The sequence below is a fragment of the Kitasatospora sp. NPDC057198 genome (assembly GCF_042670125.1).
Lineage (GTDB): Bacteria > Actinomycetota > Actinomycetes > Streptomycetales > Streptomycetaceae > Kitasatospora.
The window spans coordinates 1-10,520 of the sequence record NZ_JBHUWH010000277.1 but is presented as its reverse complement, the minus strand read 5'-3'; the positions used below and the strand labels follow the sequence as shown (position 1 = coordinate 10,520).

At 73.4% G+C, this 10,520-nt stretch carries 12 protein-coding genes, 2 tRNA genes and 1 pseudogene; 13 read left to right on the top strand and 2 right to left on the bottom strand.

The window, feature by feature from the left end:
- Positions 1–129 precede the first annotated feature (129 nt).
- The 8 genes and pseudogenes from ACFUEL_RS26360 (at position 130) to ACFUEL_RS26325 (ending at position 5,102) form a co-directional block, all read left to right on the top strand.
- Positions 130–771 carry a DUF3566 domain-containing protein gene (locus ACFUEL_RS26360; RefSeq protein WP_380239244.1) on the top strand — a complete coding sequence of 214 codons (642 nt, stop codon included), beginning with the start codon at positions 130–132 and terminating at the stop codon, positions 769–771.
- Between the two features lie 223 nt (positions 772–994).
- Positions 995–2,377, top strand: a complete 1,383-nt coding sequence (locus ACFUEL_RS26355) for a class I SAM-dependent methyltransferase (protein ID WP_380239243.1) — start codon at positions 995–997, stop codon at positions 2,375–2,377.
- 16 nt (positions 2,378–2,393) lie between these two features.
- Positions 2,394–2,467: transfer RNA gene (locus tag ACFUEL_RS26350), tRNA-Ile, on the top strand.
- A 292-nt stretch (positions 2,468–2,759) separates the two neighbouring features.
- Complete coding sequence (locus ACFUEL_RS26345; protein WP_380239242.1) at positions 2,760–3,791, top strand: endonuclease/exonuclease/phosphatase family protein; 1,032 nt, start codon at positions 2,760–2,762, stop codon at positions 3,789–3,791.
- Between the two features lie 62 nt (positions 3,792–3,853).
- Positions 3,854–4,060, top strand: a pseudogene (locus ACFUEL_RS26340) (DUF6191 domain-containing protein); the annotation flags it as partial.
- Between the two features lie 100 nt (positions 4,061–4,160).
- Entirely contained in the window at positions 4,161–4,289 is a 129-nt protein-coding gene (locus tag ACFUEL_RS26335; RefSeq protein WP_014137031.1) for a DLW-39 family protein, read from the top strand.
- A 110-nt stretch (positions 4,290–4,399) separates the two neighbouring features.
- Positions 4,400–4,472, top strand: a tRNA-Ala gene (locus tag ACFUEL_RS26330).
- Between the two features lie 117 nt (positions 4,473–4,589).
- Positions 4,590–5,102, top strand: a complete 513-nt coding sequence (locus ACFUEL_RS26325) for a MarR family winged helix-turn-helix transcriptional regulator (RefSeq protein WP_380239241.1) — start codon at positions 4,590–4,592, stop codon at positions 5,100–5,102.
- Between the two features lie 84 nt (positions 5,103–5,186).
- Here ACFUEL_RS26325 and ACFUEL_RS26320 read toward each other — a convergent pair whose 3' ends face one another.
- Complete coding sequence (locus ACFUEL_RS26320; protein WP_380239240.1) at positions 5,187–6,086, bottom strand: DUF5324 family protein; 900 nt, start codon at positions 6,084–6,086, stop codon at positions 5,187–5,189.
- Between the two features lie 164 nt (positions 6,087–6,250).
- Here ACFUEL_RS26320 and ACFUEL_RS26315 point away from each other — a divergent pair, with 164 nt between their 5' ends.
- Together ACFUEL_RS26315 and ACFUEL_RS26310 are read left to right on the top strand one after the other, a co-directional pair.
- Entirely contained in the window at positions 6,251–6,778 is a 528-nt protein-coding gene (locus tag ACFUEL_RS26315) for a peptidylprolyl isomerase (RefSeq protein WP_380239239.1), read from the top strand.
- A gap of 122 nt (positions 6,779–6,900) precedes the next feature.
- Positions 6,901–7,842, top strand: coding sequence for a rhomboid family intramembrane serine protease (locus ACFUEL_RS26310; protein ID WP_380239238.1), 942 nt, complete (start codon positions 6,901–6,903; stop codon positions 7,840–7,842).
- Positions 7,843–8,088: 246 nt separating this feature from the next.
- On the opposite strand, the gene crgA is transcribed toward ACFUEL_RS26310, so the two are convergent.
- Positions 8,089–8,343, bottom strand: a complete 255-nt coding sequence (crgA, locus tag ACFUEL_RS26305) for a cell division protein CrgA (protein ID WP_380239237.1) — start codon at positions 8,341–8,343, stop codon at positions 8,089–8,091.
- 166 nt (positions 8,344–8,509) lie between these two features.
- Here crgA and ACFUEL_RS26300 point away from each other — a divergent pair, with 166 nt between their 5' ends.
- The 3 genes from ACFUEL_RS26300 (at position 8,510) to ACFUEL_RS26290 (ending at position 10,338) form a co-directional block, all read left to right on the top strand.
- Positions 8,510–9,268, top strand: coding sequence for a DUF881 domain-containing protein (locus tag ACFUEL_RS26300; protein WP_380239236.1), 759 nt, complete (start codon positions 8,510–8,512; stop codon positions 9,266–9,268).
- A gap of 181 nt (positions 9,269–9,449) precedes the next feature.
- Positions 9,450–9,620, top strand: a complete 171-nt coding sequence (locus ACFUEL_RS26295) for a hypothetical protein (protein WP_033254177.1) — start codon at positions 9,450–9,452, stop codon at positions 9,618–9,620.
- Positions 9,621–9,675: 55 nt separating this feature from the next.
- Positions 9,676–10,338: an aminodeoxychorismate/anthranilate synthase component II gene (locus ACFUEL_RS26290; RefSeq protein ID WP_380239235.1), complete on the top strand. Its 663-nt coding sequence runs from the start codon at positions 9,676–9,678 to the stop codon at positions 10,336–10,338.
- Positions 10,339–10,520: the final 182 nt, after the last annotated feature.

Genomic DNA, 10,520 nt, shown 5'->3' with positions numbered 1-10,520 from the left:
GTGCCCGCCCCGCCCACGGCGGGGCGGGCACCGCGGGTTGAACCGCGGGCCATCGGGGCACGCGGTGCAGGAGCACGAAACTGACCAGGACGGCCGCGCCGTCCTGGCGAACGGTTCGGGAGGACCACGGTGAGCGGAGCCACGGGTGCTGGAGGTGCCACGGGCGGCCTGGCGGGCGGGCAGCAGGCTTACGGCGGCCCGACCCCGCCCCCGCCCCCGCCGCCGAGCACCCCGCCCGCAGGCGGCTTCTCCCAGCCGACCACCTACGCCAAGGGCCAGCCGACCCCGCCGCGCGGCACCCGCGTCCCCGGCGCTCCCGGTGCCCCCGGCGCCCCCGGCCAGGGTGGCGGCCAGCCCCGCCGCCCCGGCCCCGGGCCGTCCGCCGGCGGCACCGGCCGCACCCGCAAGGCCCGGCTGCGGGTCACCAAGGCCGACCCGTGGTCGGTGATGAAGGTCAGCTTCCTGCTGTCGCTGGCCCTCGGCGTGATCATCATCGTGGCCGCCGCCGTGCTCTGGATGACGCTCGACGGCCTCGGCGTCTTCTCCTCGCTGAGCGGCACCCTGAAGGACGTCACCGGCAGCGGGTCGGACAGCTCCAGCATCGACCTGATGGACTACATCGGCTTCGGCAAGGTCATGCTCTTCACCACGCTGATCGCCCTGGTCGACGTCGTCCTGATGACCGCCCTGGCCACCCTCGCCGCGTTCATCTACAACTCGGCCGCGGGCTTCACCGGCGGCATCGAGCTGACCCTCGCCGAAGAGGACTGACCCGCGCCGGTCCGGCGGAATTCCCCGGGCCCCGGAGGCCGTTGAAGCCTCCGGGGCCCTTCGCCGTCCCCGGGGGCAATCGGGTGACCGCCCGGCGAGCCGGGATTGGCGCTCCGGGCCGCCGTGCAACAGATGGAAGAACGGGAACGGTCCGGCGGGCCGCCCGACCGCTTCCGGCGGTCACCGGGCGACCCGGCGGGCACGACTGGTCGGGAGGTCCGTCATGGCGCAGCACGCACAGCAACTGGTCGGTGCGGTGGAGGAGTTGCTCGGCCGCCCGATCCCCCTGCGGGTGCGCGCCTGGGACGGCTCGCAGGCCGGCCCGCCCGGCGCCCCGACCGTCGTGCTGCGCAACCGCCGCGCCCTGCGCCGCCTGCTCTGGGCCCCCGGCGAGCTCGGTCTGGCCCGCGCCTACGTCTCCGGAGACCTCGAAGTCGCCCCCGACACCGACCTGTACGAGGTGCTGGCCGCCGTCACCGCCTTCGCCGAGGACGACGGAGCCCCCCGCCCGGAGACCGGCCCCCGCGCGTACCTCGGCGCCCCCGGCCGCCGCCTGCTCGCCACCGGCCTGCGGCTGGGCGCGCTCGGCCCCGACCCCGCTCCCCCGCCGGAGGAGGTCGGGCACCGCCGCGGCCGGGCCCACAGCCGCCGCCGGGACCGCGCCGCGATCAGCCACCACTACGACGTCGGCAACGACTTCTACCGGCTCGTGCTCGGCCCCAGCATGGTCTACTCCTGCGCCTACTGGGAGCCCGCCGCCAAGAGCCTGGAGGACGCCCAGGCCGCCAAGCTGGACCTGATCTGCCGCAAGCTCGGCCTGCGCCCCGGCCTGCGCCTGCTGGACGTCGGCTGCGGTTGGGGCTCGCTGGTGCTGCACGCCGCCCGCCACTACGGCGTGGAGGCGGTCGGCGTCTCCATCTCCACCGAGCAGGTCGCCCTGGCCCGGCAGCGGGTCGCCGAGGCCGGTCTGGCCGACCGGATCGAGATCCGGCTCCAGGACTACCGGGAGGTTCCCGACGGCCCCTTCGACGCCGTCTCCAGCGTCGGCATGGCCGAGCACGTCGGCTCCGCCCAGTACCTGGTCTACGCCCGCCTGCTGTACGGGCTGCTGGCCCCCGGCGGCCGGCTGCTCAACCACCAGATCGCCCGCCGCCCGCTGCCCCCCGGCCGGGAGTACCGGCTCTCCCCCTTCATCGACCGCTACGTCTTCCCCGACGGCGAACTCTCCCCGATCGGCACCACGGTCTCCCGGCTGGAGGAGGCGGGCTTCGAGGTCCGCGACGTGGAGGCCCTGCGCGAGCACTACGGCCGCACCCTGCGCGAGTGGGTCGCCAACCTGGAGGCGCACTGGCCCGAGGCGGTCGCCCTGGTCGGCCGGAACCGGGCCCGGGTCTGGCGGCTCTACATGGCCGCCTCCGCCGTCTCCTTCGAGCAGAACCACATCGGCATCAACCAGGTCCTCGCCGTCCGCCCCACCCCCGTGGGCGCCTCCGGCCTCCCGCCGACCCGCCCGCAGTGGCTCGCCGGGGCCGTCGAGGTCGCTGAGCAGCACCGTCCGGAGGACGCCCGGGATACGGATTTGGGAGATCGGCCGTCGGTCCGCTAATCTTTCAGTGCGGCAAGGGCCTATAGCTCAGACGGTTAGAGCGCTTCCCTGATAAGGAAGAGGCCACAGGTTCAAGTCCTGTTAGGCCCACCGGCGCGAAGGCCCCGATCACCTGGTGATCGGGGCCTTCGACGTGTTGGGCCCGTTCTGCCCGTAACCCCGGCGCCGCCCGGCTCGTTGGGCGGGGTGCGCAGAGGCAACACAGGGTGAGCTGACTCGAAACTGATGTGAAGTCGGGGATAGCCGGCCGACAGAGCCGGTCATTGGGTGACGTGGGACGTAGCGCGACCTCTGCTCCGGCCGGCGGATGATCCGGCCCCGCCCGCCCCGGGCTCCCGGGCGGTTCCCACGTCATGTCTTCATTCACCCTGTGAGGCAACCCATGTCCATGGAGGCCGCGCTGCTCGAATCCAGGACGCTCCGAAGCGGCCTGTGCGAGCGCACCGAAGTCCTCGACGAGGTCAAGGCCCTCGTCCTGCTGCCCGACGGGCTGTACGTCACCACGCGGATGGTGGCGGACTACTTCGAGGTCAACGAGCCCGCGATCTACAGCCTGCTCCGCCGCCACCGGCAGGAGCTGGAGAGCAACGGGTACACCGTCCGCAAGCCTGTGGACAACCCCGGGAACCAGACATTCAAAACGAATGGCTGGCAGGTCAGCGGCCCGCAGGGGGGTGACCGGTGGCCCGAGGAGGCCGAGCAGCCGGCGCACCCTGTGGACAACGAGAACCAGAGTTACAAGAAGTACTTCTGGCAGGTCAGCGGTACCGAAGGAGGTGACGGAGCCCTGTACGCCCCCGCCCCGCCTGTGGACAACTCCTACGGCCGTCCGCAGGGCGGCGGCAGCGGTGTCGCCCTCTACTCGCGGCGGGCCGTGCTGAACGTGGCGATGCTGCTGCGGGACAGCGAGGTGGCCCGGCGGGTGCGCGGGCGGTTGCTGGACGCGGTGGAGGCGGCGGCGCGGCCGGTGGTGCAGCCGCCGGTGGTGCACGCGTTCCGGGCGCGGCCGTGGCGGCGGTGGAGCGAGCTGCGGTGGGACGAGTACGAGGCGGGGCGGCGGAGCCCGGCGGTGGAGGCGTGGCGGCGGCGGATCGACGGCCTGGAGCCGTTCGGGGCCCACCCGGCGCCGGGGGAGGACGGGCCGGTGGTGCCGCCGTACGTCGAGGAGCCGGAGTTCGCGTTCACCGCGGAGGACCTGCCGGCGCTGGTCTCGGGGCTGGTGGTGTCGGTCGGCTCGGTGGAGCGGCGGCTGGAGGCGCAGGGGGTGCTGATCACGGCGATTGGTGAGCGGATCTCCCGGCAGGAGACCCGGATCGACGCGATGGACGCCCGGCAGGACGCCCTGGCCGAGGACGTCCGGGCGATCCGGCGGGACGTGGCCCACCTGCTGCGGGGGCGCCGGCGCCGGGGGTAGCCGGTAGGGCGTGCGGGCGCGCCGCCGGGCGGGAACGGCGGCGCGCCCGGTTCGCGGCCGGGAAGCAGGCCGAGCTGGAGCAGCGGAGGACCACGCTGGTGCTCCGGGACGAGGAGGGCGAGGGCGCCCCGCCGCGTTCCGCGGTGGACCTGGACGGCGGTCGGGCGGTGATCCGCGGGGTGGACCGGCGGTCGGAAGATCGCACTGATGGTGAGGTGTCAAAGCCGGTGGCGGATCGGTCGGTTGGCGGTGGCGGGGGCCGCTCTTGAACGGGTTACCGGTGTGTATCATCGGCCCCAGGGCGGTCTGCACCCTGACCGCTGGTTCGTGCTCCTACATCCAAGCAAGCAAGAAGGACGAGGTCCCGCGGTGAAGAAGCTTCTCCTGGTCGCCCTGGTCGCCCTCGGCGGCTTCTTTGTCTACCGTCAGGTCCAGGCGGACCGCGCCGAGCAGGACCTGTGGACCGAGGCGACCGACCCGGTCCCGGCCGGCCGCTGAGCGCCGACCGACGCAGTCTTCTCGGACCGGCCGGCGGAGCACGTGCCGCGGCCGGTCCGAAACCCGCGTGGGCGGCTGCCCGGGAGCGGGTAGGCTGTTCCCCGTTGCTCGGGGCCTTAGCTCAGTTGGTAGAGCGCTGTCTTTGCATGGCAGATGTCAGGGGTTCGACTCCCCTAGGCTCCACAGTCGCCGTACGGCCCCCGATCTAAGAGAACAGGTCGGGGGCCGTTCGCGTACCCGAAAAAGTCCCGCACGCTTTTTCGCATCGCAGGCCGGCCCGGCCTGGGGAGGAGGCCCGCCGTGTCCGGACCGGACCACGTGGACGAGATCATCACCGCCTGGCACGTCCAGCTGCCCGAGATCGCCGGCCTCCCGCTGGAGCTGGCCAAGCGCAGCGCGCTGCTGACCGCGGCCTTCGACGAGGTCGCCGCCCGGGAGCTGGAGCGGCTGGGGATGACCGGGGCCGAGTACGGGGTGCTCGCGGTGCTGCGCCGGGTGGGCGAGCCCTACCGGCTCAAGCCCACCGAGCTGACCGGTGCGCTGCTGCTGTCCTCCGGCGGCACCAGCAACGTCCTCAAGCGGCTGGGCGCCGCCGGGCTGGTCTCCCGGGAGGCCGACGCCGACGACGGCCGCAGCTCGTGGGTGTGCCTGACCGCCCGGGGCGTGGAGAGCGCCGAGGCGGCCGTGCGCGCGGTCACCGCCGCGCACGCCCGGATCGTCGCCCGCATCCCCGCAGAGCGGGCCGAGCTCCTCAACACCGTCCTGCGGGACGTCCTGGCCGCCGTCGAGGAGGGCGTGCTCGTCCGCCGCTGAGGGGTCGGACGCGGGACGGTCCCCGTCTCCCGGGGCTGCCGGGGGCGGGGACCGTCGCGGTGCCCGTGCGGGCCGGGGCCGCGCTCAGTGCGGCTTGCGCGGGTCGTGCGGCTTGGGGCGCTCGTCGTCGGCGGCCTTGGACCCGTCCTGCGGGGCGTCGGCGGGGCCGGGCTCCTCGTGCGGGACGGAGCCGTTCAGCACCGCCCCGCCGACCGGGGTGCCGGCGGCGCTGCCGGGGGACGGCGTGGCGGGGGGCCGGTCGGACGCGCCGGACGCGGAGGCGGGGGTGCTGAGGCCGGCCGGGACGGTGTCCGGCGGGGTGACCGGCGCCGGGGGCTCGGTCAGCCACTCCGGGTTGTTCTGCTTGCGGTACCACTGCCAGGCCAGCACGCCGGTGCCGACGGCCAGGGTGCCGGCCACCGCGAGGCCGGTGGCCCAGCCGTTGCGGTGCTGCTTCTTGGTGTTCTTGGCGGCCAGTGCGCTGATCTCGGCGGCGCTGACGTGGCCGTGCAGCGCGGTGACCGCGGCGGCGCCGCGGGTCTGCGCCTCCTGGGCGATCGGAGTGACGGTGTCCTTGGCGGCCTGGAAGGTCTCGGCGACCTTGGGCACCACGGTGGTCCTGGCGTGCCCGGCGGCCTGTCCCGCCGACAGCTTGGCGGCGAGGGCGGCCTCCTGGGCCCGGTGGACGGCCCGGAGCGCGGCCTTCTGGGTCTCCGGGGGGAGGCTGGTGAAGGCGTGCTCCAGGTGCGGGGCGAGGTGCCTGGCGTACTGCACCCGGGCGGCGTGCGCGGCCTGGCCGGCACCCGCCTTGGCCTGTGCCCCGGCGGCCGCGGCCTTCGGGCCGAGCGCCTCCAGCTTGGGGCCGAGCACCTGCCTGGCCTCCTCGGCGTAGTGCAGGGCGGTCTCCTTGGCGGAGACGGCGTAGGGCGCGACGGCGTCCTTCGCCCGTCCGGCGGTCTCGCGCGCGGTGTCCGTACGGCTCACGGGCTTCTCCTTCTCGGCGGGTGTCCGGCGTTGTCCGGTCTGCACCTTTCCACCTGATAGGAGATCATGCATCCGGACCGCCCGCCGGGCACCTTCGGCTGAGCCGTCCGCGAGCCGCGTGGGATGATTCCTCGGATAGTCGTAGAAACAGGAAGGTATGTGTCGTGGCCGAGGAACTCACCGCCACCCTGAAGACCAACCACGGTGACATCGTGGTCAAGCTCTTCCCGAACCACGCGCCGAAGACCGTCGCCAACTTCGTGGAGCTGGCCGAGGGCACCCGCGAGTGGAAGAACCCGGAGACCGGTGAACTGGCCGCGAAGCCGCTGTACGACGGCACGGTGTTCCACCGGGTCATCGAGGGCTTCATGATCCAGGGCGGCGACCCGCTGGGCAACGGCACCGGCGGCCCGGGTTACAAGTTCGCCGACGAGTTCCACCCGGACCTCGCCTTCACCGAGCCGTACCTGCTGGCGATGGCCAACGCCGGTCCGGGCACCAACGGCTCGCAGTTCTTCATCACGGTCGCCCCGACCACCTGGCTGACCGGCAAGCACACCATCTTCGGCGTGGTGGCCGACGAGGCCGGCCGCAAGGTCGTGGACGCGATCGCCACCACCGCCACCACCAAGCCGTACGACCGCCCGGTCCAGGACGTGGTGATCCAGCAGGTGGTCGTCTCGCGCGGCTGACGCGCCTTCCGCGCCCGCCCTCCCCGCGGGGGCCGGGCGCAGTAGCCTGGGCGGTCCCGGCGGTGCCCCGTTCTCGACGGCGGCGGCGCCGGGACCGTCTCGTTGAGGGAGGAACAGCGGCGATGCATCCGGAGGAGCCCGTGCGGCCGACGCCGGCGGACGGCCAGGGACGGGGGAGCGGGCTGCCCGGCTGCTACCGGCACCCCGAGCGGGAGACCGGGGTGCGCTGCGCCAGGTGCGGGCACCCGGTCTGCCCGGAGTGCATGGTGCCCGCCGCGGTGGGCTTCCAGTGCCCGGACTGCGTGCACGGCGCCGACGCCCGGCAGGAGCGGGCCCGGCAGCGGCCCAGGACCTCGGCGGGGGCGCTGCTGGCGCTCGGCGACGGGGCGCTGGTCACCAAGGTGTTGATCGGGATCAACCTGGCGGTGTTCCTGCTCACCGAGTACCTGGCGCCCGACTGGCAGCGCCGGCTGGGGATGGTCAGCGCGGCGTGGGCGTCGGGGGCACGGGCCGGTGTGGCCGAGGGGCCGGCGGAGTGGTACCGGCTGGTGACCGCGATGTTCGTGCACGGCGGCCTGCTGCACATCGCGATGAACATGTTCTCGCTCTGGGTGCTCGGACCGCAGTTGGAGCGGGTGCTCGGCCGGCTCCGGTTCCTGGCCCTGTACCTGGTGGCCGGGTTGGCGGGCAACGCGTTCGCCTACCTGTTGATCGGCGGGTACATGTTCACCGTCGGTGCTTCCGGTGCGATCTTCGGCCTGCTGGGTGCCACCGCGGTGCTGTTCAAGGTGACCAGGACGCCGATGCAGCCGGTGATCGCGCTGCTGGTGGTCAACCTGGTGCTCAGCTTCTCGCTGAACGGGAACGGTCCGGCCGGGGTCGACACGATCAGCATCGACTGGCGCGCGCACGTCGGCGGCCTGGTGGCGGGCGCGGCCGTCGCCGCCGGGATGTTCTACGCCCCGCGGGAGCGCCGGAACCTGGTGCAGGGGCTGGCGGTGGCCGGCGGGCTGGTGCTGGTCCTGGTGATGCTGCTGGTCGGGACGGCGCGCCTGCCCGGGTGAGCGCGGTTGTCCACAGGCGGCGGGCGCCGGGTGCGTCCGCCGATTGGAGTTCCCGGCTCTACGCGCGTTATGCTGCTGCGTTGCGAGTTATCCACAGGGCGGGCGGAGTTTTCCCCACTGTGGACAACCCTGTGGATAAACGTTCGGACGCTCCGTCACGGCGGAGGCCGGGTCAGCCCCCGGCCGAGCCGTGCACCGCCCCGGCGCGACGGCCGGGGCGGGGCTGCGGGGACGGATCGGGCGGCGTCACTTCCACTGGGTGGAGACGCCGAAGCCCGCGGCGATGAAGCCGAAGCCGGCCAGGATGTTCCAGTTGCCCCAGCTGCCGACCGGCCAGTCGCCACTGGTCACGTAGTAGGTGACGATCCAGACCAGGCCGACCAGGAAGAACACCAGCATCAGCGGTGCCACCCAGCCCCGGCCGGAACTGATTTTCACGGCCGTCGTGGTGCTCGGGGGCGGCGTGTAGTCGGCCTTCTTGCGGAGTCGAGACTTCGGCACGAGGGGTTCTCCTGTCGATGCGCTGTGACCGCGCGGGTGGGTCAGCGTGGGCGGGCGGCAAATGGCGGGCCGGTCCGTACGGTTGATCCTCCGCACATGCCACCGGCGTCCGTTAGCGTAGTGGCTCGCCGGGTCATAAGGAGATAAGGGTACGGTGCCTGATTCCATGATTTCTTCGCCGTCCCCGACTCCGCGCCCCCGTCGTGGGCGAATTGTCGGACGTGCCCTGACCTGCACCGTCTTCTCGCTCGCCGGGCTGCTGTTCTACGTCAGCGCGCAGACCGCGCACGGCACCGACCTGCGCACCGACAACTCGCTGCTCAAGCTGAGCGACGTCATACAGCAGCGCTCCACCCAGAACCAGCAGCTGTCCGAGCAGGTCTCCGCCGACCGGGACCGGGCCGACCGGCTGGCCCGGCAGCAGGGGCAGAGCCCGGACGACGCCGCCAGGCTGGCCGAGCTGCAGCGGGCCGCCGGGCTGGACGGGCTGCGCGGCCCCGGGCTGACCGTCACCCTGGACGACGCCCCGCCGAACGCCACCGCGCGGATCCCGGGCGTCCCCGAGCCGGACGTCAACGACCTGGTGATCCACCAGCAGGACATCCAGGCGGTGGTGAACGCCCTGTGGCGGGGCGGCGCCGAGGGGATCCAGGTGATGGACCAGCGGCTGATCTCCACCAGCGCGGTGCGCTGCGTCGGCAACACCCTGCTGCTGCAGGGCCGGGTCTACTCGCCGCCGTACGTGATCCGCGCGGTCGGCAGGAGCGAGGCGCTGCGCTCCGCGGTGGACGCTGACCCGACCGTCCGCAACTACCTGGGCTACGTGGCCGCCTACGGGCTGGGCTGGAAGGTCCAGGAGAGCGGCGACCTCTCGCTGCCCGGCTACACCGGCTCCGCGGACCTGCGCGCCGCGACGGCCCCCTGAGACCCCCGACCACCACTGCCCCGCCGACCCCCGGAGCCGTCCCCGAGCCGTTCCGGAACCGGCCCGGTTCCGCCGCGGTTCCGTCGTGGTTCCGCCGCGATCGGTCCGTTGCGCGGATACCCTCCTGGGCCGGGCGGCCGGGAGTCTACGCTTGTGCAGACCCGAATCACCGAGGAGCACCATGTACGGCTGGATCTGGCGGCATCTCCCGGGCCCCGCGCCGGTCCGCGCGCTGATCGCCCTGCTGCTCGTCCTCGGGGTGGTCTACGTCCTGTTCCAGTACGTCTTCCCGTGGGCCGAGCCGCTGCTCCCCTTCGGGAACGTGACGGTGGACCAGGGCAACGGCGGCTGAGCCCGCACCGCCGCGAGCCCCTCCGTCCCGACGCCCCCGCATCCCAGGAGTAGCGATGACCTCCGCCGGCCGAACGCCCCGGATCCTCGTGGTCGACAACTACGACAGCTTCGTCTTCAACATCGTCCAGTACCTGTACCAGCTGGGCGCGGTCTGCGAGGTGGTCCGCAACGACGAGCTGACCGTGGCCGACGCCCGGCCGCGGGCGGGCGACGAGGGCTACGACGGGGTGCTGCTCTCCCCCGGGCCGGGCACGCCCGAGGAGGCCGGGGTGTGCGTGGAGATGGTGAACCACTGCGCCCGGACGGGGCTGCCGCTGTTCGGGGTCTGCCTGGGCCTGCAGTCGATCGCGGTCGCGCACGGCGCGGTGGTCGGGCGGGCGCCCGAGCTGCTGCACGGCAAGACCTCGCCGGTGCTGCACGAGGACGGCGGCGTCTTCGCCGGCCTGCCCTCGCCGCTGACCGCGACCCGCTACCACTCGCTGGCGGTCGACCCGGACACCGTGCCCGCGGAGCTGGTGGTGACCTCGCGCACCGACAGCGGCGTGATCATGGGCCTGCGGCACCGCGAACTCCCCGTCGAGGGCGTCCAGTTCCACCCGGAGTCGGTGCTCACCGAGGGCGGGCACCGGATGCTGGCCAACTGGCTGGCCGAGTGCGGCTTCCCGGAGGCGGTGGACCGCTCGGCGGGCCTCGCCCCGGTCATCGGTCGGAGCTGACGCGGTGACCGCCGTGCGCCCGGAGGGGGGCGTTCCCGAGGAGCTGGGGGAGTCGGAGCAGTGGGGTGTCTACGAGCCCCCCGCCGAGCAGACCCTGAAGCTGCGGCTGTCCGAGGCGTCCGGGGCCGAGCCGGAGCCCGAGCCGATATCCGAGCCGCCCGCCGCGGTGGGCGGCCGGGCGG